22 protein-coding genes and 1 tRNA gene are annotated in these 23,505 nt (G+C 46.4%); all 23 read right to left on the bottom strand.

From position 1 onward, the window contains the following. Window positions 1-29 precede the first annotated feature (29 nt). The gene (locus MC24_RS09155; RefSeq protein ID WP_038054730.1) at window positions 30-1,874 is read right to left on the bottom strand and encodes an ABC transporter substrate-binding protein; all 1,845 of its coding nucleotides are present in this window, start codon (window positions 1,872-1,874) and stop codon (window positions 30-32) included. Between the two features lie 65 nt (window positions 1,875-1,939). Then, window positions 1,940-4,468, bottom strand: a complete 2,529-nt coding sequence (locus MC24_RS09150; protein ID WP_038054728.1) for a helix-hairpin-helix domain-containing protein — start codon at window positions 4,466-4,468, stop codon at window positions 1,940-1,942. Next, window positions 4,465-5,346, bottom strand: a complete 882-nt coding sequence (locus MC24_RS09145) for an RluA family pseudouridine synthase (RefSeq protein ID WP_235280371.1) — start codon at window positions 5,344-5,346, stop codon at window positions 4,465-4,467. Before MC24_RS09145 ends, MC24_RS09150 begins: the two co-directional genes overlap by 4 nt. Further along, on the bottom strand, window positions 5,258-5,818 hold the full coding sequence (gene lspA, locus MC24_RS09950) for a signal peptidase II (protein WP_004081503.1): 561 nt from the start codon (window positions 5,816-5,818) through the stop codon (window positions 5,258-5,260). Before lspA ends, MC24_RS09145 begins: the two co-directional genes overlap by 89 nt. Further along, window positions 5,819-6,667: a CheR family methyltransferase gene (locus MC24_RS09140; protein WP_038054724.1), complete on the bottom strand. Its 849-nt coding sequence runs from the start codon at window positions 6,665-6,667 to the stop codon at window positions 5,819-5,821. It lies immediately after the preceding gene. Then, on the bottom strand, window positions 6,609-7,325 hold the full coding sequence (locus tag MC24_RS09135) for a hypothetical protein (protein WP_038054722.1): 717 nt from the start codon (window positions 7,323-7,325) through the stop codon (window positions 6,609-6,611). Before MC24_RS09135 ends, MC24_RS09140 begins: the two co-directional genes overlap by 59 nt. 8 nt (window positions 7,326-7,333) lie before the next feature. Then, the gene (locus tag MC24_RS09130) at window positions 7,334-8,095 is read right to left on the bottom strand and encodes a YebC/PmpR family DNA-binding transcriptional regulator (protein WP_038054720.1); all 762 of its coding nucleotides are present in this window, start codon (window positions 8,093-8,095) and stop codon (window positions 7,334-7,336) included. Beyond that, a complete protein-coding gene (locus MC24_RS09125) occupies window positions 8,095-9,432 on the bottom strand; it encodes a PP2C family protein-serine/threonine phosphatase (protein ID WP_038054718.1) in 1,338 nt (445 codons plus the stop codon). The genes MC24_RS09130 and MC24_RS09125 overlap by 1 nt, the downstream gene beginning before the upstream one ends. Continuing rightward, window positions 9,425-9,793 carry a response regulator gene (locus MC24_RS09120; RefSeq protein ID WP_004081498.1) on the bottom strand — a complete coding sequence of 123 codons (369 nt, stop codon included), beginning with the start codon at window positions 9,791-9,793 and terminating at the stop codon, window positions 9,425-9,427. The genes MC24_RS09125 and MC24_RS09120 overlap by 8 nt, the downstream gene beginning before the upstream one ends. Further along, a complete protein-coding gene (locus tag MC24_RS09115; RefSeq protein WP_004081497.1) occupies window positions 9,786-10,379 on the bottom strand; it encodes a TIGR03936 family radical SAM-associated protein in 594 nt (197 codons plus the stop codon). Before MC24_RS09115 ends, MC24_RS09120 begins: the two co-directional genes overlap by 8 nt. After that, entirely contained in the window at window positions 10,376-11,365 is a 990-nt protein-coding gene (locus tag MC24_RS09110) for a lysylphosphatidylglycerol synthase transmembrane domain-containing protein (RefSeq protein WP_081501862.1), read from the bottom strand. Before MC24_RS09110 ends, MC24_RS09115 begins: the two co-directional genes overlap by 4 nt. 40 nt (window positions 11,366-11,405) lie before the next feature. Beyond that, a complete protein-coding gene (locus MC24_RS09105) occupies window positions 11,406-12,035 on the bottom strand; it encodes a diguanylate cyclase (protein WP_038054716.1) in 630 nt (209 codons plus the stop codon). Next, a complete protein-coding gene (gene pdxT, locus MC24_RS09100) occupies window positions 12,032-12,598 on the bottom strand; it encodes a pyridoxal 5'-phosphate synthase glutaminase subunit PdxT (RefSeq protein WP_004081494.1) in 567 nt (188 codons plus the stop codon). Before pdxT ends, MC24_RS09105 begins: the two co-directional genes overlap by 4 nt. A 3-nt stretch (window positions 12,599-12,601) precedes the next feature. Beyond that, window positions 12,602-13,483 carry a pyridoxal 5'-phosphate synthase lyase subunit PdxS gene (pdxS, locus tag MC24_RS09095; RefSeq protein ID WP_004081493.1) on the bottom strand — a complete coding sequence of 294 codons (882 nt, stop codon included), beginning with the start codon at window positions 13,481-13,483 and terminating at the stop codon, window positions 12,602-12,604. A gap of 13 nt (window positions 13,484-13,496) precedes the next feature. Then, window positions 13,497-14,792, bottom strand: coding sequence for a nicotinate phosphoribosyltransferase (locus MC24_RS09090; protein WP_038054714.1), 1,296 nt, complete (start codon window positions 14,790-14,792; stop codon window positions 13,497-13,499). A 10-nt stretch (window positions 14,793-14,802) separates the two neighbouring features. Next, complete coding sequence (locus MC24_RS09085; RefSeq protein WP_038054712.1) at window positions 14,803-15,327, bottom strand: cysteine hydrolase family protein; 525 nt, start codon at window positions 15,325-15,327, stop codon at window positions 14,803-14,805. Window positions 15,328-15,364: 37 nt separating this feature from the next. After that, window positions 15,365-15,453 (bottom strand) — tRNA-Ser (locus MC24_RS09080). 68 nt (window positions 15,454-15,521) lie between these two features. After that, complete coding sequence (gene ompB, locus MC24_RS09075) at window positions 15,522-16,775, bottom strand: outer membrane porin OmpB (RefSeq protein ID WP_038054711.1); 1,254 nt, start codon at window positions 16,773-16,775, stop codon at window positions 15,522-15,524. A gap of 34 nt (window positions 16,776-16,809) precedes the next feature. Then, the gene (gene ompA1, locus MC24_RS09070; protein WP_038054710.1) at window positions 16,810-18,012 is read right to left on the bottom strand and encodes an outer membrane anchor protein OmpA1; all 1,203 of its coding nucleotides are present in this window, start codon (window positions 18,010-18,012) and stop codon (window positions 16,810-16,812) included. Window positions 18,013-18,094: 82 nt separating this feature from the next. Further along, window positions 18,095-19,300, bottom strand: coding sequence for a tyrosine--tRNA ligase (tyrS, locus tag MC24_RS09065; RefSeq protein WP_038054709.1), 1,206 nt, complete (start codon window positions 19,298-19,300; stop codon window positions 18,095-18,097). Window positions 19,301-19,304: 4 nt separating this feature from the next. After that, window positions 19,305-19,535 (bottom strand): preprotein translocase subunit SecG, encoded by a 231-nt coding sequence (gene secG / locus MC24_RS09060; protein ID WP_004081487.1) that lies wholly within the window; start codon window positions 19,533-19,535, stop codon window positions 19,305-19,307. Between the two features lie 19 nt (window positions 19,536-19,554). After that, the gene (gene uvrA, locus MC24_RS09055) at window positions 19,555-22,305 is read right to left on the bottom strand and encodes an excinuclease ABC subunit UvrA (protein WP_038033638.1); all 2,751 of its coding nucleotides are present in this window, start codon (window positions 22,303-22,305) and stop codon (window positions 19,555-19,557) included. Further along, on the bottom strand, window positions 22,302-23,450 hold the full coding sequence (locus tag MC24_RS09050) for a TIGR00529 family membrane protein (protein WP_012310549.1): 1,149 nt from the start codon (window positions 23,448-23,450) through the stop codon (window positions 22,302-22,304). The genes uvrA and MC24_RS09050 overlap by 4 nt, the downstream gene beginning before the upstream one ends. Window positions 23,451-23,505 lie beyond the last annotated feature (55 nt).

Below are 23,505 nucleotides of genomic sequence, written 5' to 3'. Positions count from 1 at the left end.
TCGGAGCCCCTTTTATTTTTTTATGATCTTTACTCTTCTGCTTTCCAGAGCACGTAGTAGTCGTCACCAGGTCTCATTGGGTTGTAGTACCATCCCTTGACCCAGCTTCTCTGGACTCTCACACCGAGTGGTTGGTAGAGAGGCATACCAAGGGCGTGCTTCATTGCGAACTTCTGGATCTCTTCGTAGAGTGCCTGTCTTTCTGCAGGATCGGTCTTTGCGATTGCTTCTTCTATGAGTTCGTCGAGGCTTCTACCGCCAAGATCGGGATGTGGAGTGGAGACGAACTTTCTGAAGTTTTCGCCCTGTCTTCCGGAATAAACTCCTGCACTGTGGTAGTAGGTGAAGATGAAGTTGTGAGGATCCGGATAATCTGCGAGCCATCCTATGATGAAAACAGGTACTTCTCCTCTCTTGGTTGCATCGAGATATGTGGGCCATTGAACACCTCTTACTTCAACCTTGAACTTTGGATTGATCATTTCGATGTATGCCTTCAGCATTTCCGCAGCTGCTCTTCTCACATCGTTTCCAGTGTTGTAAAGCAGTGTGATCTTGAATCCTTTCTTCCAGACTTCTCCATTCCACGCTTTCTGGAAGTACTCTGTTGCTTTCACAATATCGAAATGTGGAGCGTTGGGATCGTTCAGCAGCTCTTCGTTGAATCCAAGGAGTCCTTCTGGAAGATCTGTTGGTATCTTTCTACCAAGACCCTTGAGGACTTCATTTATGAAGGTGTCGTAGTCGAACGCGTAGATGAAGGCCTTTCTCACATTTTCATCAGTGAAGAAATCTGTTGGTATTCCGTTTCCATCGAGTTTTCCAGAGCCTATGTACTTGCTGTCTTCGGGAACGTTCCATGCGAAGTGAAGGGATGTTACTGCGAGTTCAGGAAGTCCTTTTATAACGGTGACACCGGGTTTTCCTTCCACCTGTTCGAGGTACTGGGTTGGAACAGCGCAGATATCGGCATCTCCTTGTAGGAACATCGCCCTTCTTGTGCTCCACTCGTCGATTCCCCAGATGACAACTCTTTTGATCTTCGCGGGTTCTCTCCAGTAGTTGTCGTTTCGTTCGAGGATGACTTTCTGCTGGGCTCTGTCCCATTCGACGAACTTGAAGGGTCCAGTTCCATTCATTCTCGCGTAGAGTGGAGAATCTTCTTTTCTGATATCGTGGTACTTCCACCAGGTATCGGCTCTTCCGTCCCAGCATCCTATCTCTATACACCACTCTTTGTCGAGGACGGCACTCCAGCTTGCGCTCTGGGCGAGTATGTACATGAACGGTGCAAAGGGTCTCACGAGGTGGAACACAACGGCGTCACCTTCAACTTCGATGGCAGGATCGATGTAGTCCGTGTAGATCTTTATGAGGGCGTCTTTGTACTCTGGAAGTGGTTCACCGTTTTCGTCGAAGAGTTCGTTGTAAGGCTTGCCGATCTTTTCCTCGACGAAAGTTTCCAGTGAATCCACACCGAACAGGGCTTCCCAGAGCATCCACATGGGACCCGCTGTTGGATCGAAAATGAGGCCTCTCTCAAAGCTGTATTCCACGTCTTCTGGTGTGAGATCTCCACCTTCGTGGAACTTCACACCTTTTCTGATGTAGAATTTGTAGGTTTTACCTCCGTCCAGGATTTCCCATCTTTCTGCAAGGCGTGGTTCGAATTCTGTGAGGCTCTCTCCTTTGTAGGCGATCAGGTTCTCGTACACGTTGTAGATGACCTCACCACTCGCCGTGTCATAGGCGTAGTGTGGGTCTAGAGTATCGGGTTCTCCAATGGTGGCGTCGATTATGGTGTCCGGGTTTTTCACCTCGGCCAGTGCCAGAACTGATAGGATTGCCAGGAACAGCACAAACAGTTTCCTCATAACGAAATCCCCCTTTCCAAAAATGTGATGACTCCTTACTATATTTGAATTATAGCATACTGTGCTTACCGAGGAACGACTCTATAGCGATATTCATCCGTTAGAGGTCGGTAGCCTTCATACCTTGCTACGGCGCCGTTTTTTAGAATTTCCGTTATCTCGTTTTGACCAGCCTTTTCCAGCATCGAGGTGGGATCCACTCTGTACACGAACCTGGTGTTTTCATTGAAGGGCCAGATTTTGATAATCTTCTGGAGGGGAGAGAGGAGCACAAGGTGAACACCATCGGGAATGTCTGTGCTCACACGGCAAACGGAAAGACCATCCGTCACGATGTTTCTCGAAACTCTCTTGACGAGTACGGGAAGGATCCTACCATACGTGAAGACATCGGCTATACAAGCAAAGAGCCCTGTTGGGACTTCGAGAACTGGTGTCAACGGAAATCCCATGCTTTTCTCTTCGAGTTCGGTGATATCTCCTATTTTAACGTTTGAACTTTCCTGCTCCACCTTTTCTCCAAAGAGACTTCGAATTTCCAGAATATCTTTCTCAACCTTTTTATTCAGTTCTTCCAGTGCCAGTTTTCTGTTTTCATAAAGTCCGTCGAAAGCGCCTGCTATGATCAGATTTTCTATAACGTTTCTTGGAACGCCGATTACCTTCTCCTGGAGATCTCTCACACTACTGATCGGCCTGATTTTTTCGATCTGTTCAACCAGGGTCGTTCCCAATCCTTTCACAACCGTCAGGGGAAGATAAACGTCTTTACCATGAAAGGTCAGATCTTTCCCGGAGATGTTGATATCTGGGGGATGCACTCTGTATCCTTCGTTTCTCAGTTCCTGAACGGCAAGAAAGATCTTTCCGGTGTCGGAAGAATTGTACGCGAAGTAGAGTTTGAAAAATTCTTCAAAATGATGGGCTTTTAAATATGCCGTTTGGTATGTGATGTGAGCGTATGCGACGCTGTGGGATTTGTTGAAGGCGTACGAGGAAAAGTTCAGGAGGATTTCGAGAATCTGTTCTGCGTTCTCCATACCTTTTTCAAGGAGGCCTTTTTTCATCTTTTCAAGGAGTGGTTCCATTTTTTCTCTTTCTTTCTTCGCAATGGCCCTCCTCAAAATATCCGCTTCGGTGCCTGAGAGGCCCGCGAACATGGCGAGTCGCATGATCTGTTCCTGATAGATCAGAACCCCTCTTGTCTCTGGAAACATCCTCCTGAAAAACGCAGGAACATTCTTTGGATTCGAAAACATGACGTCCAGACCAGACCTCAACGGGCCAGGTCTGTTTAGGGCAAGGAGAGTGGAGAGTTCGTTCATGTTTCTGGGAGAGATTCTTCTGCACAGTTTTCTTGCCTGAAGGCCTTCAAGCTGGAACACACCGAGGGTTTTTCCTTTGGAGATGATATGGTACGTTTTTTCGTCGGAATAGTCAAAAACCTCTTTTTTGAAATCTTTTATGAACGAGAGGGTTTTAAGACCCAGTATATCGATCTTCACAACACCTATTTCTTGGAGATCGTACATGTCGTAGTCCGTTATCGGAATATTTTCTTCCGTTCTTGTAGGCAATGGAAGAGGATTTTCTGAGATCACGACTCCCGCGGCGTGAACACTGGGGTGGTGCGGCAGTCCGTAAACGGTTTTGTAGATTTCGTTTTTCTCTTCAAGAGACGCATCTGGAAGAACGGAGTTTATGAGGTTTTTCAGAGATTTCTCTGTGAGGTTTCCGAAGGTTGAAACTTGATAGACTTGAAAAGACTTTGATAATTCCTTTATCAGGTCTTTTCTTCTCCTGTCTTCCACATCCACATCTATATCGGGTGGTTCCTGCCTTTCTTCGTTCAAGAAGCGTTCGAAGAGAAGGTCGTATTTTATTGGATCTACCTCTGTTATTCCGCACAGGTATGCAACGAGAGAACCAACCGCACTTCCTCTTCCAGGACCGACTTTTATGCCCATTTTCTTTGCGATCTCTACCACTTTTTCCACCGTGTAGATGTACGGGGTGAAACCCTTTCTTTTTATCACCTCGAGTTCTCTTTTCAGGCGGCTGACGTACTCTTCACCCAATGGTTCTGCCTTTTTTATGAGTGATTCGTTCCAACCCTTTGGAGGAGTGGGAAATCTGTGATTCACTCTGAGATCGTAGGCTTCTGCGTTCAGAATGTCGGCCACATCTTCACATTTTTCTGGAAAACCCTGAACGTCTTCGTCGAGTCCGAAGATCTTTCTCATGAAGATGCTGGCCTTTTTTTCAGAGGCATCGAGATATCTCACAGGTGTTAGTTCGCTTTCTTGGAAAACAGGTATGTCTTCGATTTCATGTGTTTCTCCGTTGTAGTACCTGACCAGGCTGTCGAATTCCTCTCTGTTTCTCGCGACGAAGATTCTGCCGTCTTTCCAGAGACCGTGAACCGGTATCAGGCCGTGTTTCCTCATGATCGTGTTGAACTTCACGGCGGCGTGGAAGTTTCTGTCGGCGAGGATGACTGATTTCAGTCCCTTTCTTTTCAAGAGAAGGGCCAGTTTTTCGAATCGAACGACTGAGCCATCGAAAGAATAGGGAGATATCACCCATGGAATCATGATCTTTCCCTCACGTATTCATGGATCCTTCTGATGGCTTCTTTGAAGTCCTCCGGCAGAGGTGAGACGAACTCCATCCATTCGCCCGTTCGAGGGTGGAAGAAACCGAGTTTCAGGGCGTGAAGCATCTGCCTTTTTATTCCGAAGATCTCATCCTCTTTCGGCTTCCCGTAGATTTTGTCTCCCATGATCGGATGACCGAGGCTTTTCATGTGCACCCTGATCTGGTGTGTTCTACCTGTTTTGGGAAAGGCGAGAACGAGTGTAGCGACATCATCGAACCTTTTCAGAACTCTGTACTCTGTGATCGCTTCTTTCCCTGTTTCAACGACAGCCATTTTTATCCTCAGAACGGGATGTCTCGCGAGTGGAAGATCGATAACTCCTTCATCATTTTTCATTCTGCCTTTCGCCAGGAGTATGTAGGTCTTCTTCACCTTTCGATCTTTGAACTGCTTCGAGAGGCTTTGATGTGCGAAGTCATTTTTGGCTACTACCATGACACCAGAGGTCTCTTTGTCGAGCCTGTGAACTATTCCCGGACGGAGCTTTCCCCCAACTCCCTGAAGATCTTTGCAGTGATGAAGAAGAGCGTTCACAAGAGTTCCGCTGAGTTTGGAGGGAACAGGATGAACGATCATGTCTCCGGGTTTGTCGATAACTATGATGTCTCTATCTTCATAAAGAACTTTCAATTCTATCTCTTCGGGTTGAACGGTCGCTTCCTGCGGCTTTTCAGGGAGGTCAACCTCTACTATTTCACCCTCTTTCAACTTGTAACTTGGTTTTTTAATCTGACCGTTGACCTTCACTTTGCCCTCTTTTATCGCTTTTTGAATCATTGATCTCGAGATCCATGATGGTGTCTTCTCCTTCAAAAACTGATCCAGTCTCCAGCCCTCTTCTCTTTTTTCGACTCTCCAAACTTTCATTGTCTCCACCTCTGAAAACTCCCAGTATCATAAGCGCTCCTCCGACTATGATGAACACATCCGCTAGGTTGAATATCGTTGGGAGAAAGGTCAAGTTCAGAAAATCAAGAACGTATCCGAATCTGATTCTGTCGAGAAGGTTGCCGAGAGCTCCCCCAAGAATGAAGCCCATGGCTATTCTTTCCAGCCTGCTGAACTTGAAAATATAAGGAAGCAGGGAGAGAAAAACAACAACGAACATCACGGTCCAGAGAAGCTGTTCGGAAAGATTTTTAAACAACCCGAGTGCGATTCCTCGGTTGGTTGCCTTCACGAATCTCAAAAAACCCGGAACTATGAAGAAAGTTCCGTGTATCTCGCTTGCTATCCGCTTTGTAAGCTGATCCAGAACAATTGTGAGAACCATCACAAACGCCATCTATTTCACCTTTCTGTAGATGAACGGTTTGTATATCTCAAATCCCAGTTCCTTGTAGTTGAAAATTCTTTCGGTGTTTCCGACGAAGAAGAAACCTCCCAGTTTCATGGATTCAGCGAACTTCCTGTAGAGCTCATTTTTCGCTTCTGGTTCGAAGTAAATAACCACGTTTCGACACAATATCAGATCGAAGTTCTTTTCGAACGGATCTCTCAAAAGATCGTGCATTTTGAATTCCACGATTTTCTTCACAGAATCTTTTATCCTGTACCTTCCATCTGGTAGCTTCTCAAAGTATTTTTCCAGGTATTCCTTTGGAGTGCTGACGAAGGCCCTTTCTTCGTAAATCCCTTCCTGGGCTCTTCTAAGCACGCCGATGTCGATGTCCGTTGCCAGAATACGAGTTTTATAGGAAAGATTGAGTTCGTGAACCAGGATGGCCAGGGAGTACGGTTCCTCTCCAGAGGAACAACCCGCGCTCCAGAACTTCATCCTAAGGGAATTTTTTGCAATCAGAGGAATGATTTCATCTCTCAGTTCCCACCATTTTTCCGGATTTCTGAAGAACTCTGTCACGTTTATCGTCATCTTATCCATGAATTCATCGAGGTACTTCTTGTCCTTTGTGAGCATGTTTATATACTCTCTGTAATCTACGTTGTACTTCCTGAGAAGAAGTTCTGTTCTGCGCTTTACCCTCTGCGGTTTGTAAGAAGAGAGGTTCAGCCCGAACCTCTTTTCAACTTCTTTCACGAACCATTCGAATTCCTCCTGAGGAAATTCCTTCCACTCAAAATTCGATTGAAATTTGAAAGGCCCAATTTTCTTTTCCGATCTTTCCTCCTGCATGGAATCTTCCCACCTTCCAACTTCCTTCTACGTAGTCGCTGTTGATGAAGATCCATCCGTTTTCCTCGAGCAACGTCAAACCGGGTTTGAATTCTCCATCGTAAAGAAGACGGACCACTGCTTTTTTACGCTCGAAGATCAAACCAATCCAGTTTGAAACACCAACTTTTAAACTCCCAAGTTCCAACCAGACACCGGGTTTTTCGTTTTCAACGAAGAGTTCGAGGCCTGTATCGAATACTTTGAAGTTCAGACCGATATGGTAGTTACCATCGTTCGACAAAACGAGAAACACAGGTTTCTCCGTGAAGAAGAAAACATTTTCTCCGTTCCAGATACTACCCATGAAACCAAGTCTCACGTTCCAGCTCTTTTTGAACGGTACAAAAGATGCCTTCAAAACTGTCGGTGCGTGATATTCGAATGAAAAATCATCGATTCCGAATCGGAAATAAACAGGATTGCCGTAAATGAAAGGAAGGAGAGAAAGCTCCCCTTCCGAAAAACTTGCAAAAAAATCGAACCTGAATTTTCCTTCTATGAAATCTGTTTTGAGTTCGGGAGACAGTACGAAACCCAGTGTGGGAGAACCATTATAAACTCCTGCTCCCACTTCGATGAAACCAGCGTATGCAGAGACAGTTACTAAAACAAACAAAATCAGGGTTATCCTTCCAGCCTGGAAAGTATCTCCTCCATCTCTTTGTCGTCCATTTCAAAGTTCGAATACACTTCCTGCACGTCGTCCATATCTTCCAGCGCGTTGAGAAATTCAAGAACTTTTTCGGCATCTTTGCCTGTGACTTTCACCGTGTTTTTAGGGATGAATGTTACCTTAGATTCCACCTCGTAACCGGCTTCTTCCAGCTTGCTCTTCACTTCTGAGATGTTCTCAGGTGCTGTGATTATCTGTATTGGATCTTCTGTGTCTTTTATGTCTTCCGCACCCGCGTCTATAGCGATCATCATGAGTTCTTCCAGATCTTTCACCTTATCTCTCGAGATTTCGATAACACCCTTTCTTTCGAATATCCAGCTCACCGAACCGCTTTCCGCAAGGCTGCCACCGTATTTGTTGAACAGATGCCTGAGCTCCTGAGCGGTTCTGTTTTTGTTGTCTGTGAGCGCTCTGATGTACACGGCGACTCCTCCGGGTGCGTATCCTTCGTAGATCACTTCCTGGTAGTCTACTCCCTCGAGTTCTCCTGTTCCTCTCTTTATGGCTCTTTCAATGTTTTCTTTGGGCATGTTTTCCGCCCTTGCTTTTTCAACTGCCGCTCTCAATCGCGGATTTGTTTCTATGTTTCCTCCTCCTTCTCTTGCCGCAACGATGATTTCTCTGATTAGTTTTGTGAAAATCTTGGATTTCTTCGCATCCTGGGCCATCTTCCTGTGTTTAATATTGGCCCACTTGTTATGACCTGACATCATTCCACCTCCTGCTGTCCTTTATATTTTAACACCACGATTGTCATATCGTCATGTTGCTGGGCATCTCCTATAAACGACTTAACGTTTTTTCTCAGCATCTCCAGCAATTCGGCGGATGTTTCACCTTTAAATTCCCTCAGAATCTTTTCCAGCCTTTCGTATCCGAATTCTTCGCCCGCTTCGTTCCTCGCTTCTGTCAATCCGTCGGAGTAAGATATAACGAATGTACCAGGTTTCAAATGAATAGAGTGTTTTTTGTATTCCCACTCTGTTATACCGATTGGGATTGCAGAAGCTTCAAGCTTGACGAGCTCTCCTTTATGCAAGAAATAAACTGGATTGTGTCCTGCGTTTATAAGATTCAAAGTTCCATCTGGAGATATCTCTATAAAAGCCATCGTTACAAAGCGATCGTTTGTCATGTCTTCACAGAGAATGGTGTTCAGCCTGTTCACAAGCTTTTCCAGATCGGGACACGTGGTGACCAGTACTTTCAGATAACTCCTCACAGCGCTCATGAGCAGAGCCGCCGGTACACTCTTTCCTGCCACATCACCCACGACTGTGAGAAATCTTTTCTCCTGTGACACGAAGAAATCGTAATAGTCTCCACCAACTTGAACAGCGGGTTGAGAGCAGGCATCTGCTTCTACGAAACCAATCTCTGGAATTTTCCGGGGAAGAAGATTTGTCTGTATCTGTCTTGCTATGTTCAATTGTTCTTCCAGTCTTTCTCGCTCTATCTCCTTTTTGAGAAAATCCAATCTGTCGAGAGCACTCGCTATGTATCTTGCCGTCATCTCAGCTATTTTCCTGTCGCCGGCGGTGAAAACCCCTCCGTCTTCTTTTCCAACGAAACACACATATCCGTAGTATTTGTTCCCTTTTATCGGTACAAACAGAAGATTTGAAAATTTCTCAGATTTCCCGGGTTCTATCAGAACAGTCTTTTCTGGATTTCCTATTTCTGGTTCTATTTCTTCTCTGTTCAGATCCCCGACTGTCAGTTCACTTTCAAGATGAACGAGATAGCTTTCGAATTTTATCACGTTCCTGAGGAGTCGAATAACCTTTTCCAGTTTGTCCTGCAAGTTCAAAGGAAATTCAAATGTTCCGAAAATCTCCGAGATTTCAAGCAGAGTTGATATTTCTTCGTACGAGCGCGAGAGTTCTTCGATCTGAGCTTCCATGAACATGGCCTGCTCTTCTAAGCTTTTTCGATATTCGTTTATCTCGTACTCCAGGATCTTCAGAAGATCATCTATTCCCTTCGAACAGTCGTGTTCAAGATTCAAGATTTCAGCGATTCTTTCGCAAATTTCCCTTTCATTCATTTAATAGATGCTTCACCTCCTCGATGAACTGGGAGGGACTGAACGGCTTTCTCATGACCTTTCTGGCACCCAGGGAAAGTGCCAGAGATTCGTCTTCTTCACCACCCTTTGCCGTGAGGACTATCACCGGAATTCTTTTCCATTCTTCTTTTTCCTGAAGCTTCTTCAACACGGTGAATCCATCCATCACGGGCATCATTATGTCGAGAACTATCAGGTCTGGTGTAAACTCCGAAAGCTTTTCCAGGGCTATCTGCCCGTTTTCCGCTTCTATCACTTCGTAACCTTCTTTTTTCAGATTGAAAGAAACGATTTTTCTCAGAACCGCCGAGTCATCAACGAGAAGAACTTTTTTAGACACGCGTACCCCTCCTTTCGAGGAGAGAAGAAAGAGGACCGTGTTCGGTCATGGCTTCTTCACATATGGGTAAGAAAAAAGTTCCTTCTTCTGCAAGGAGTAACGGGTTTATCAGTTTCTCCCTCTTTTGAGTATACCTGAAGATGTGATACTTTTTTCCACTCGATATTTCAAAATCAAGAAGACTCTCTTTGAACGAAACTTTTTTGTTCTTTTTCAAAATAGTCTTCTCCAGATCCACAGGTTTTTCTGAGATCACTAAGAAACGATACGAGTTGACCAGTTCGTTGATGTTTCCATCGAAGATCCATGCACTTTCTAAAGCGAAATCCTTTGGGAGAATGCTTTTCAGGGTTTCTATGTGTTTTTCTGAGATGTTTTTCACAAAGAGTTCCACGTAGAAAGCGAGGTTCACCACACCCACCGGCATGGCGTCGAGGAAACTCATCTTCGGTTTTGGATGGAAACCTTCCGTGAAAACGATCGAAAAATCTGCTCTCCTTATGGATCTTTCCACGAGTTTTATGGACTCAAGTGTTGAGAGAAATCTCCTCATTCCTTTTTTCTTGAATCTGAGAACGATCTTCATTTTGTCACTTCCTTCGGATAGCGGTAAATCAAGAGGAATGCTATACCAATGAATATCGGAAGGTAATAGGTGGAAATCCTCCAGATGAGAATGGAGGCGAGTGTTTTTTCGGAAGAATTCAAAATCTTGGAAAAAACGATCTGATAAACCGCTTCCACTCCTCCACTCGCTCCAGGAGTGGGTATGTAAAACACGACCAAACTCAAGAAATAGAAGAGGCCTGTGACATCGAGGAAACCTATTTTTCCGGATGTGAGCCAGATGGCAAGGTAGAGAACAAAAGATTGAACAAGCAGGGAAATGAAAGTGAGAGGAAAATCAAAAAACATAAAGCCGCTTTTCCAGAGTACTTGAACACTTTCCTTCAATTTTTCTGTCCATTCGAGAAATCTGGTATCCCAGTCTTCTGCTTTGGTGATCTTTTTGATGAGTCGATCTATCCATCTTATTCTTTTGAAAGCGTTAAAAAGACGTGCGATGAGGGGAGGATTTATCAGCGCAGACATCAAAACAGCAATGAACGATACGCTGATGAGGTACGCGAGAAGTATCAACTTTGAAGTCAAAAGTGCGTTCGAGAAGAGAAAGTTTCTGTATCTCACAAGGCCCAGAATCGAAAGAACAGTAACGGAGATCAGGTATTCTACAAATCTGGAAAGAATCACGTTCACATTGTGTTCAGATTTGAAACCCATTTTTGAGAGGTGATACGTCTGGAAAAACTGTCCTCCAAAATAGAAAGGGGTGAGCATGCTGAAGACAAAACTCATGTAATTGTTGAAGAAGGCATCGTACAGTGGAAACTTCTCTTTCCACACAAATGAGTAGAGCCATTTCATCCTGAGAGAGTCTATGACGATAGAAAAAACAAATGTTCCGCAGAGAAGGAACATGTAAAGGAGAGATTTCAAATGAAAATATCTGGAAAATTCAGCGGGATCCACTTCCCTGAAAATAAAAACAACGGCGAGAAATCCAAAAGCCAGTGCCAGAATTATGTTGATCCACTCTTTTTTACTCAGATTTTTACAACCTCCTCAGAGAGGATTCAAGAGATGCAAGCAGATCTTCAACGGTTTCCATCCAGTCTTCGACCTGGGCGACTCCGTACTCGAGCATCGGCTGTTTTGTCCAGTCCAATCTCAGGAACTTTCTCTTCAACCTTTTGAGGAGTCTTTCCGCGCCTTCTTTCGATGTTCCGGGAAGAACGATCATTATTTCGTTTCTCTTCAGGAAATCGAATCTATCAGAAGACCTCAAAAGTTCTCGAAGGAGTTCATAGACACGTCTTGCCGTACCGTCATCTTCGAAGAAGAGATAGATAACAGAAAGTGGAAATCCGTATCGCTTTGATTTTTCGAATTCGTCTTCGAGATAGCTGAGGATACCAAATGGGAATATCAGGTACACCTTCATCATTTCGAATTTTCTTCTCAGCAAAAAGTCCGGAAGGCGTGGATCGATCACGTCCAGCACACCTTCCGGGATATTTTCAGGTACGTTCTTTGAAACCAGAATCACCCACCGACCCTGTTTTTTCAAATCGTCGGTGATGATCACATCCGCCGATTCATTTATGAAAAAACCTGCCTCTTGAACGATACTGGCTATTCGTTCACGGAGTTTTTCATCTTCCAGATCAATCTTCACTTTCATTTCACCATCTCCAGGAAGTATCTGTGCAGTCTCAAATCGTCGGTGAGTTCTGGGTGAAACGTGCACGCGAGTATATTTCCTTCTTTCACTAGAACAGGATCATAGTCGTAAGTTGCCAGAATTTCCACATTCTTTCCTGTTTCAACGATCCTCGGAGCCCTTATGAAAATGGCTCTGAACGGATCTTTTCCTACAGCGGGTATCTCTACAAACGTCTCAAAACTTTCGACCTGTCTTCCGTAGGCATTTCTTTCAACGGTTATGTCCAAAACTCCTAGTTTTTCCTGAGAGTAGTTTTTGATGCGCTTTGCGAGAAGGATCACACCGGCACACGTTGCAAAGACGGGAAGGCCGTTGTTTATTCTTTCCACCAACTTTTCATCCATATCCATCTCTTTGAGAATTCTTATCATGGTGGTCGATTCTCCACCGGGCAGAATGAGGCCATCCACCATGTCCAGCTGCTCTGGAAGTTTCACTATCAGGGTCTCAACTCCGAGTTTATGGAGAGCTTCCACGTGTTCTCTGACGTCTCCCTGAACACCCAGAACGCCTATCTTCATTCTTTACCACCCTCTCTCCTGCATTCTCACTTCGAGTTCTTCGACATCGAGCCCTCTCATCGGCTCTCCTATGTCTTCGGAGATCTTGAGGAGTATCCTTGGATTGTCCCAGTAGGTAACGGCCAGCACCATGGCTTTCGCCATCTTTCTCGGATCCTTGGACTTGAAGATACCGGATCCCACGAACACTCCATCTGCTCCGAGCATCATCATGAGAGCCGCATCCGCAGGAGTTGCCACACCACCCGCTGCGAAGTTCACAACGGGAAGTCTTCCAAGTCTCTTGACCTCTCTGAGAAGCTCGACGGGAGCTCCTATTTCTTTTCCGTAAGCGACGAGTTCTTCGTCTTCCATCTTCGTCACCTGTTTTATCTGTTCCATCACCCTTCTCATGTGCTTCACTGCTTCTACAACGTTTCCCGTTCCGGCTTCTCCCTTCGTTCTGATCATGGCTGCACCTTCCGCTATTCTTCTGAGAGCTTCCCCGAGATCCCTTGCACCGCAGACAAAGGGCACTTTGAATTCGTGTTTGTTGATGTGGAACCTGTCGTCAGCTGGTGTGAGGACTTCGGATTCGTCGATGAAGTCAACTCCGAGTTCCTCCAGTATCTTTGCTTCGGCTATGTGACCGATTCTCACCTTCGCCATCACAGGGATGGACACTGCTTCCATGATTTCTCTGATCTTTGCGATGCTAGCCATCCTTGCGACTCCACCTTCTTTTCTGATATCGGCGGGAACCCTTTCGAGGGCCATGACGGCGACTGCTCCCGCTTCTTCTGCGATCTTTGCCTGTTCAGCAGAGGTGACGTCCATGATGACGCCACCCTTGAACATCTCCGCAAAACCTTTCTTTATGATCCAGGTGCCCTTTTTGATTTCCATTCCATCCACCTCCTCACTCTTCTTCCCAGTAGCGCTTCTCCACTTTTTTCAGTCTGGGGTTTTCTATCTTGTACCTTCCCACCTTCGCACAGTGTCTACCATTGACTTCAACGATATCGGCTGTGATGTCCACTTTCTCCCTCAGAAGGCGAGATCCAACACCATAAGCATCTGCAGGAACTCCGAGTCTTTCGAAGAGATCTATCTTCTTCTCGTCGAATCCTCCAGAGACGACTATCTTCAGATCCTTGAGCCCCACTCTGTCGAACTCCTGACGGGCTCTCCAGACGAGTTCCGGGCACACCCCAAAGGAAGACTCGTCCTTTGGTACCACGGATTTATCTCTTAGATTCCCGGAAGTGTCGAACCTCACACCCCATATCTTGTTCTTTCCGGGACCTATGATCGGTGAAGGATCTGTCACTCCGAGTTTGAACGGCTTTTTCATCACGTACTCGTAGAATTTTTCGATGACCCTGAAGGTCGTTCCTATCACATCGTTGTCCCAGTCCACAAGAATGATCCTGTTCACGTCTTCCTCCATGTGAATATCGAACGCGATGGCAGCATCTTCGGTCTTTCCGTCGTAGCAAGCTATCAGAGCATGCGGCATCGTTCCCATCGATTTGACGCCCCAGTAGTCCGCGTTCGCGTCCGTCGAAACTCCAAAAGCTCCGGCCTTGAGCGCTGCGTAGCCGTCCGTTGCTTGGACCCAGTAGTGATCGAAACGGGCGCTGAAGAAAAGCACGGGTTTTCCTCTCGCCGCTTTCACTACTTTCTTGACGGCAGTCGCCGTGCTGGTTGCTCTTGCAATCACCCCAAGGAGAACCGTCTCAAGATACCCGAAATAGGTGGGATCTCCTTCTATCGTCATTACTGGCTCTCCTTCTTTCGCTTCCTCGCCGTCGTAGAGGGCGTGTACTTCTATTTCTTCCCATTTGTCAACCCACAGATCGTTCAATTTCAATCTGAGGTCCCACTTTTTCTGAGTGAGCTCCAGAATCCTCTGAACGTTCATTTCAACTGAAGCTGCCTGCATTTCTTTGTCTATTTTCAAGATCTCCTCGAAGAGCTCTCTTGCTTTTTCTTCGTCTCTGTAGTATCCTGTGCAGAACTTCAAGATGGCGAGAGCCTCGTCAATTCCACAGATAGTAGCGTCTTTTCTCGGAAAGAACTGGTAGTACACCCGTGGATGGTGGTTGTCTTTCTTCAGGACTTTCACGTAGTTTATGAAATAAATATCGGAGTAGTAACCGTTTCTGATGCGGTCGATGGGAACCTTGAAGACCTCTGGACTGAGTCTTTTCACATTGATCACCTCAGATGAGTTCTGCTCCTAAGATTTCTTTCATTTCTCTCAGTGCAAAACGGTGAAGCCCTTCATCGTAAGAAGCAACGCCTTCAGTGATTATTTTAACAGGGATATCCCTGTTTCTCAACTCTTCAACGGTGAAGAGTACACAAATGTGTGTTACAACTCCACAGACGTAGACTTCGTCTATTTCGTTGTCCCTGATTACCTTTTCAAGATTTGTGTTGTAGAAGGCACTGTATCGGTTTTTCTTCACAGAGAAGTGATTGGGATAGTCTTCCAGGGCTTTCTCGAGCTTTTCGGTGAGTCTTGCACCATCGGTGTTCGCAACACAGTGTTTCGGCCAGAGGCTGAATTCTCTGTCTTCAGGATCATGCCAGTCTTGGGTGGTGATGATGGGGAGGTTCTCCTTTTTGAACTCTTCAACCCATTTCAAAACGGGGTCGATCACCCTTTCCGCACCTTCGAAGTAGAGAGCACCTCCTCTGTCCACGAAATCTCTCTGAAGGTCTATCACAAGAAGCGCTCTCACGTTTTCACCCCCTAAAAAGAAAAGCCCCGTGCGGGGCTGGCGGAGGCGGTGGGACTCGAACCCACACGGGCCTTCCGGCCCACCGGTTTTCAAGACCGGCTCCTTAGCCAGTTCGGACACGCCTCCAGTTCTAAATTATACAACAAAACAAAACCCCCGGCAAGTGCCGGGGGTTGATTTGCTGTGGTTTTGGATTAGAATGCAACGGAGGCTTTCAGGTACAGGTACCAGGTGAAGTAATCGTTGATGTCAGCGGTACCATCACTGTTGGAATCAAACAATGTTCCGAAGAAGAATCCTGTTGTGAGAGGTCCGTAGACGTAGCTGGCGTCTACATTGTAACCCAGTTCGTTGCTGGCAACCAGATATCTTGCTGCTGCCTTGACTGTGAGGTTTTCAACAGCGGTGACTGTAAGATCTGCATCGATCGTAACGTCGGTAGCAGAAGCAACTGCATCGGTCCAGGAAGCTTTCACATTTGCATCTGCTACATCGGAGTCGTAAGCAAGGGCAAGTTCCACGGGGAGACTGAAGGAATTGGCAGCAAGGTCATATTTCGGTGTCAGTTCAACGCCGAATGTAACCTCATCGGTGACACCGGCTTCTGCTTTGAGACCAACTTCTACGAATTTAGAGTTCCAAGGAGCAGCCCAATCATCGTCATCAATAGAATCATCGTCGTAGTACGTTGGAGTTCCTTCAGAATACACAAAGTGTGGAGATACAGTCAGAGTAACAGGTTCCATTTCAAAGGACTTGCTGTACTGTGCCTCAACCAGATACACGCTAGTTGCTTCATAAGCGTAGGCAAGATCAACGACAAGATTCTCAAGGATATCTTTTCCAGTGAGGTTCAAGTGGGCAGCGTAGCCATACGCGCTTGTAGCATTGTTCGTATCGGTATCATAGAACGCACCAAAGAGTGTTGCATCGAGAAGATCAAGGTTTGTCACGCCGAGTTTCAGAGCAACGGCATCGTCGAAGTAGTTGTTGGTATTGTTTGTAGCGTCGGTAAGGTCCGTTTCAGAAACGATGTCTGCAAAGTATACGGTCAGAGAGATTCCTTCAAAACCGAGTTTTGGTGTGAATTCAAGTGTTCTGTCTCCTACGTAGTAGAACACATAGCCATCCCCATAGATATCATCGTTGTAGTAAGTGAGATCGAACAGATCTGTTGTGATGGCTATCTTGCTGAGAGAAGCTGTTTTTCCAAGGACGTCAATGGAAAACTCTGCTGTAATGGTAGCCGGTGCTGTTACACTGCCAGAGCTTGGAGAAATGGACACAGACAAATCACTGATTCCACCTTCGAGGTCGATGCCTTCTTCGTCGAGGTACGCGTTGAAGTAGCCAGTTCCGGAGACATTGACTTTAACGACGTCTTCGTAGGCAAACGCTGCTGTGACTAAAAGACCCAGTACCAGGAAAAGAGCGAGCAACTTCTTCATAACATCTTACCTCCCCTCAGAATAAATTTTGGTTTTATTTACCACTGATTGCAATCAGAATGAGACCGAGAATTCCAAAGAACGCGCCTGTGAGAATACTGAGATTTCTGTTGTAAGCCTTCACGCTTTCGATCTTGCTCTCGAGTTCCGCCTTCACCTGATCGATCTTTTCGTTGGTCTCACTGTACTTCATGTTGAGCTCTTCTTCGAGAGATGATGTTTTTCCGTAGAGGTTGACAATATCCTGTTCATGAAGATCAACCGTCTTCTGTATCTCTGCATCCTTTTCTTTGAGAGCGGAAATCTCATCGTTCAATTTGCTTTCTGTGTCGAGGAGTTTTGTGTAGACCATGTTCAGCGTTTTCTCCTGTGACTCTATTTTAGCAGAAAGTTCGGCTTTCGTGTCAAGTATTTTTTTGCTGAGATCTTCGTTGAGTGCAGCGACCTTGTTGTAGAGGTTTATGATGTCCTTTTCGTGGAGTTCGACCATTGCGGAGATTTCTTCGTCTCTTCTGGAGAGTTTCTCTTCTGTCGCGGCGATCTTGTTGTTGAGTTCCTCGTTAACGGAACTGATCTTGTTGTAAATGTTTATGATGTCTTTCTCGTGTAGATTGACTATTCCTTCGAGATCGGCGATCTTGTTTCCAAGGTCCTTTTCAAGGGCTGCGAGTTTTTCGTTCACTTCAGAGATCTTTGCGTCCACATTCTCCTTGTATCTTTCGTAGTCTCTGGAGAGATTTCCAAGTTTGAGCCCGATGTTGTTCACAACTTCTCTGTTGAGCGAGATCTCTTTGTCGAACTCCATCTCGATCTCTTCTTTCACAGAATCGATCTTCTCGAGCAGTTCTCTTTCGGTTTCTGTGAGATTGGCCTGAGTGGTACCTATCTGGGATGCCAGAGTGTCCAGTATGCCGGTGAGACCGTTAACCTTCTCCTCGAGGGCCATGTACTTGTCGGAGAGATTTCCAACAACCTGTGCCAGATCACCTGAAGCACCTGCAAGCATCTTCTGTTCGATGAAATCGAGGAGCCTGCTCACCGCAGTCGCTGCTTCGTATCTGGTGATGTACCTGTCCCCTTTGAACTCGCCGTCCGGATAACCTATGAAGATACCCCTCTGCCACAGCTTCCAGACGTACTCGTAAGCCCAGTGATCTTTTGGAACATCAGGGAAGAACGCGAACATCGCTGAGAAGAAAACGGACAGCATTGCAACGGTAAGAAGAACTCTCTTCATGGGACAAACCTCCCTTCTCATTGATCACAGTTAAATCCTGTGGTGATTATACCATCCCGTCCAAAGGAAATTCAAGAGTTTTCTAAAGTTTTTTTGTCTCTCCACCTGATATTCTGTAGAACTTCCTCTTTCCAACTTTCAAAACTCGCTCTCCATCAGGTTCTACAGTGAATTTTATGTCCTCTATCCTCTCTCCGTCGATGTACACTCCACCTTGAGAAACGAGTCTTTTAGCCTCACTTTTGCTGGATGCAGCTCCTATCTCCACGAGGAGATCCACGATGTTCTTATCCTGAGAAATCTCAACGACCGGCATCTCGTCAGGAATTTCTTTCTTTTGAAAGACTTTCACGAATTGTTCCTGGGCCTTCTTTGCGTTTTCCTCTCCGTGGAAGAAACGGGTTATTTCGTACGCGAGAACCATCTTTACGTCTCGTGGATTGATCGTTTTTTCCTTCATCTTTTTCTCGTACTCTTCGATCACTTCTTCTGGGATGTTCGTGAGAAGGTGCATGTATTTTATGATGAGTTCATCAGGTATGGACATGAGTTTCCCGTACATCTCCTCGGGCGGATCGTTGAAAGCGATGTAGTTTCCGTAGCTTTTGCTCATCTTCAATTTTCCGTCTGTTCCCTCGATGATCGGCATCGTCATGACGATCTGGGGCTCTTGACCGTATTCTTCCTGTATCTTCCTTCCCACAAGGAGGTTGAAAAGCTGATCCGTTCCGCCGAGTTCCACATCTGCCTGGATGGCAACGGAATCGTAGGCCTGTGCGAGCGGGTACAGAAACTCCGATACGGCGATGGGAATGCCTTCTTTGAATCTCTTTGCGAAATCGTCTCTCTCGAGCATCCTCGCAACCGTGTACTTTGAAGCCAGAACGATCACATCCGCGAAGGTCATCCTGTCGAGCCATTCACCGTTGAATCGAAGCTCCGTTCTTTCTGGATCCAGTATCTTGAAGGCCTGTTCCTGATAGGTCTTTGCGTTCTCCAGAACCTCTTCTTTGGTCAGCATGGGACGCGTTTCGTTCCTTCCAGAGGGATCACCAATGCGTGCGGTGAAGTCTCCTATGATCAGAACGACCGTGTGACCGAGCTCTTGAAACTCTCTCAACTTCCTCAGAACGACCGCGTGACCCAGATGCAAATCGGGCCTTGAGGGATCCACGCCGAGTTTCACGCGGAGTTTTCCCTTTCTTTTTATTCTGTCGAGGAGTTCTTCTTCGCTTATGAGGTCAACAACATTTCTTTTGAGAATTTTCACCTGTTCTTCCGGCGTCATCCCATCACCTCGTTAGGACGAAAGCTGTTACTACGCAGGAAACGAAAAAGAGTACAGACAGGACAAGAGTGATCTTTCCACCGGTGTCGAGGCCTTTCCTCCTTCCAAAAACGGTGTGAAGTCCTCCACTTCCGAAGGCACCACCGAGCTCTGAGAATTTCGACATCTGTACCTGGACCATGTAGATGAGAGCCACGCTTATGATGGTGTGAACGATTAGGAAAAACGTCTTCATCACTACACCTCCCTGGGCATTATAACACGTTCTTCAAGAATCTTCCGGTGTAAGAGTGAGGATTCTTTGCTATTTCCTCTGGTGTTCCCGTTGCAACTATGTAGCCACCTTCTTTTCCACCTTCAGGACCGAGATCTATGATGTGGTCTGCGTTTTTTATGACATCGAGATTGTGTTCTATCACGATTACGGTGTTTCCTCTATCTACCAGCCTGTGGAGAACTTCCACGAGTTTTCTCACGTCTTCAAAGTGAAGTCCAACAGTTGGCTCGTCGAGTATGTAGAGGGTTCTTCCCGTATCTCTTTTTCTCAACTCAGAGGCGAGTTTGATTCTCTGCGCCTCACCCCCGGAGAGGGTGGTGGCTGGTTGCCCGAGTTTCACGTATCCCAAGCCCACATCGTGCAAAACCTGAAGCGTTCTCTTTATAGAGGGTATGTTCTTGAAGAACTCCAGCGCTTCATCCACCGTCATATCGAGTATATCAGAAATGTTTTTTCCTTTGTAGGTTATCTCGAGTGTTTCTCTGTTGTATCTCTTTCCCTTGCAAACATCGCACTCCACGTACACATCGGGAAGGAAGAGCATTTCTATCTTCACGTAACCCTGACCCTGACAGGCTTCACATCTTCCTCCCTTCAGATTGAAGCTGAATCTGCTCTTGGTGTAACCACGTGCCTTAGCAGCGGGGGTCATGGCAAAGAGGCTTCTTATTTCGTCGAACACCTTGGTGTAGGTAGCCGGGTTGCTCCTCGGTGTTCTTCCAATGGGAGATTGATCTATCGCGATCACCTTGTCGATGTTCTCGTGTCCTTCGATCGAATCGAATTCTCCAGCGGGAAGTTTGGTTTTGTGAAGGAGATTCATCAACGCCGGGTAGAGCGTTTCCATGACGAGGGAAGATTTTCCAGATCCCGACACTCCCGTGACACAGACGAAGACACCGAGGGGAATCTCAACGTCTATGTTCTTCAGATTGTTGTGACGAACGCCTTTGATCTTCAAAGACGCGTAAGGAAGCCGCCTCGTTTTGTTTACTGCGATCTTTCTTTTCCCCGAGAGGTATTCACCCGTCAGAGAGCTGTCTGGATTTTTCAAAAGTTCATCCACGGTACCCTGGAAGACGACCCGACCACCGTTCGTTCCCCCGCCCGGTCCGATGTCTATGATGTGGTCAGCGTTCCTGATCACTTCCTCATCGTGTTCCACCACTATCACCGTGTTTCCAAGATCTCTGAGCTTTTTGAGGGTTTTTATCAGTCGCTCTGTGTCCCTTGGGTGGAGTCCAATAGTCGGCTCGTCCAGAACGTAGATGACTCCCGTGAGACCCGAACCTATCTGTGTTGCGAGCCTTATTCTCTGAGATTCTCCTCCAGAGAGTGTGGTGGCGGATCTGGAGAGAGTGAGATATTCGAGTCCAACGTCCACGAGGAATTCGAGCCTTTTTTCTATTTCCTTCAGGAGTTCTCCCACGATTTCTCGCTCTCTTTCGGTGAGATTCAGATTCTTCAAAAATTCGAGTTCTTCTGAGATAGAAAGCTCGGTGAACTCGTGTATGTTCAAACCGTTTATCTTCACAGAGAGGGCTTCCCTGTTCAGTCTTTTCCCACCGCAGACGGAGCAGGTTCTCTGTACGATGAAGTTCTTTTCCAGCCACTCCTTCATCTCGGGAGATTCCGTTTCTCTGTGCCACCTCTGAACTTTTGGAACCACTCCTTCGAAACGATCATCTCCGTACAAGATGAACTCTTTCACATCTTCAGGCAGATCTTTGAAGGGAAGGTGAGGGGAAACACCTCGCTTTTCTATCTCCCTTGCGACCCATCTCGAGAGCCTTCTGTCCCATCTGTACGGAATGATCGCACCTTCGAGAACGCTCTTCTCTTCGTCTATCACGAGGGATGGATCCACCTCAAATGTGAAGCCGAGGCCGTGACAGTTCGGACACGCACCGTACGGACTGTTGAAAGAAAACAGCTTTGGTGTGATCTCTGGAAACCCGATACCACACACCGGGCACATGAGGTTTTCGCTGAAGATCTTGCATTCTCCGGTGTCGACGTTTCTGATCTCGACGAATCCTTTTCCTTCCCTCATTGCTAGCTCGAGACTGTCCAGTATCCTGTGTTCGTTTCTGGTTTCAAGGATCAACCTATCGACCACCAGCTTCACAGTGTGTCGTTTGTTCTTGTCGAGTTCCGGCACTTCCTCGAGCCTGTAAATCTCGCCGTCTATTTCTATTCTCGCGAATCCTTTGGAGATGAACTCTTCGATCTCTTTTTTGAATGTTCCTTTCTTCTCCGTCGCAACTGGTGCGAGTATGTAGATTCGACTCCCCTCTTTGAAAGAATTGAACAAATCCTGAAGGATCTCATCGATGCTCTTTTTCTCGAGAGGCCTTCCGCACTCAGGGCAGTGGGCTTTTCCTATCCTCGCGTAGAGCACCCTCAGGTAATCGTAAATTTCCGTCACCGTTCCAACGGTCGATCTGGGATTGTGAGAGACGGTTTTCTGATCTATGGCTATGGCGGGGGAAAGCCCTTCTATCTCGTCAACATCGGGTTTTTTCAGGTTGCCGAGGAACTGTCTCGCATACGTAGAAAGTGACTCCAGATATCTTCTCTGCCCTTCGGCGTATATCGTGTCCATGGCGAGTGAAGACTTCCCCGATCCTGAAACTCCCGTTATGACAACAAGCCTGTTCTTTGGAATCCTCACGGTTATGTTTTTCAGATTGTGAATTCTTGCTCCTTTCACCACGATTTCGTTCACAGGATCACCCCCAAAACGAGGGCGCCGAGGATCAGAGTCAGCACCAGTGGGAGGAACACCTTCTTTAGAATGTCGAACACCTCTACCTCGAAGAATTTCGCAGACAGCACGACGCACAGATGAACCGGAGACAGTATGACACCACCCACAGCGAACATGTAGGTGTACACGGCGTACTTGCTGCTGAACACCTCCATCAAAACAGGAAGAGAAATACCGACGGCTGCCTGTGTGATACCCGTGGAGATTCCCGACACGAGAGGTAAAAAGATGAGAAGGATCCAGGGAGAAAGATTCCATCTGACAAATTCAGCCGCGATGCCTTCACCCACGCCGGAGTGTTCAACTATGACCTTGTAGATGTAAACAAGAAAAAGGACGAGAAAAACATCCCACTTATTGAAAACCTGCTTCAGAGTCTTTAGAAGGTATCTTCTCCTGAATACCGCATAACCCGATGTGCTCAAAAGAAGTGCGAACCATCCTGGAACTTTGAAAATAAGTATGAGAACACCCGTTCCCAGAACGGGTATCAGTGGAAGAAGATTGAAGAAAGATCTGGGTTTAGAGAGACGGGGAAGTTGCTTTCCATTGAAAAAAAACCATCCCAGAAGAAAGGCTATGGCAAACACAGGAAAGAGAGTCAGAGAAACCTTTCCCGGATGGATCCCGGAGAGTTCAGAGACGAGCACCACAGCTGGATATATGGGCCAGAAGAATTCTATCGTGTGTCTGAACCAGTAGTTCTTGACGGCGAGTTTCAGCGGATTCTCTTCGGGAAGTGAATTCTTCACTATGGGAGCTGTGAAGAGAGCTCCGCCGGGCATCGGCATGAGACCTATGAGAGCGGGGACGAACGAATCCACGTTCTTCGAAAAGATAGTTCGCATTTCCTCGGAAAAGCGGTTGTAATCACCTGAATTTTCCATCATTCCTGAAAGAAGGTATATCAGAAAAACCGTCGCAATGAGTGACCAGAAGGAATCTGAAGAGATCGTCCAGGAAAGAATTTCCGGAATGTTTCTCACCTTGAGAGAGAGAATCATCACGATGACACCAGAGAGCAGAGAAATGGAAAGTTTTTTGAAAACTCTCTGCACAACAATGACTGTGAAAAGGGATAACAACACTGACAGAGTGTTCAAGACTCTTCTACCTCCACGACGTAAAGAAAAAGAAGAAGGGGAGATTTCCCCTTCT

Origin of the sequence: Thermotoga sp. Mc24 (assembly GCF_000784835.1) — a bacterium.
Taxonomy (GTDB): domain Bacteria; phylum Thermotogota; class Thermotogae; order Thermotogales; family Thermotogaceae; genus Thermotoga.
The sequence above is the reverse complement of the archived record's forward strand: the minus strand, read 5'-3'. Positions and strand labels throughout refer to the sequence as shown.

Excerpts from the sequence above, each read along its gene's own strand:
- MC24_RS09155 (WP_038054730.1), bottom strand. The coding sequence starts at position 1,874 with ATGAGGAAACTGTTTGTGCTGTTCCTGGCAATCCTATCAGTTCTGGCA.
- MC24_RS09150 (WP_038054728.1), bottom strand. The coding sequence starts at position 4,468 with ATGATTCCATGGGTGATATCTCCCTATTCTTTCGATGGCTCAGTCGTT.
- lspA (WP_004081503.1), bottom strand. The coding sequence starts at position 5,818 with ATGGCGTTTGTGATGGTTCTCACAATTGTTCTGGATCAGCTTACAAAG.
- MC24_RS09140 (WP_038054724.1), bottom strand. The coding sequence starts at position 6,667 with ATGCAGGAGGAAAGATCGGAAAAGAAAATTGGGCCTTTCAAATTTCAA.
- MC24_RS09130 (WP_038054720.1), bottom strand. The coding sequence starts at position 8,095 with ATGTCAGGTCATAACAAGTGGGCCAATATTAAACACAGGAAGATGGCC.
- MC24_RS09125 (WP_038054718.1), bottom strand. The coding sequence starts at position 9,432 with ATGAATGAAAGGGAAATTTGCGAAAGAATCGCTGAAATCTTGAATCTT.
- MC24_RS09115 (WP_004081497.1), bottom strand. The coding sequence starts at position 10,379 with ATGAAGATCGTTCTCAGATTCAAGAAAAAAGGAATGAGGAGATTTCTC.
- MC24_RS09105 (WP_038054716.1), bottom strand. The coding sequence starts at position 12,035 with ATGAAAGTGAAGATTGATCTGGAAGATGAAAAACTCCGTGAACGAATA.
- pdxT (WP_004081494.1), bottom strand. The coding sequence starts at position 12,598 with ATGAAGATAGGCGTTCTGGGTGTTCAGGGAGACGTCAGAGAACACGTG.
- pdxS (WP_004081493.1), bottom strand. The coding sequence starts at position 13,483 with ATGGAAATCAAAAAGGGCACCTGGATCATAAAGAAAGGTTTTGCGGAG.
- ompB (WP_038054711.1), bottom strand. The coding sequence starts at position 16,775 with ATGAAGAAGTTGCTCGCTCTTTTCCTGGTACTGGGTCTTTTAGTCACA.
- ompA1 (WP_038054710.1), bottom strand. The coding sequence starts at position 18,012 with ATGAAGAGAGTTCTTCTTACCGTTGCAATGCTGTCCGTTTTCTTCTCA.
- tyrS (WP_038054709.1), bottom strand. The coding sequence starts at position 19,300 with ATGACGCCGGAAGAACAGGTGAAAATTCTCAAAAGAAATGTTGTTGAC.
- secG (WP_004081487.1), bottom strand. The coding sequence starts at position 19,535 with ATGAAGACGTTTTTCCTAATCGTTCACACCATCATAAGCGTGGCTCTC.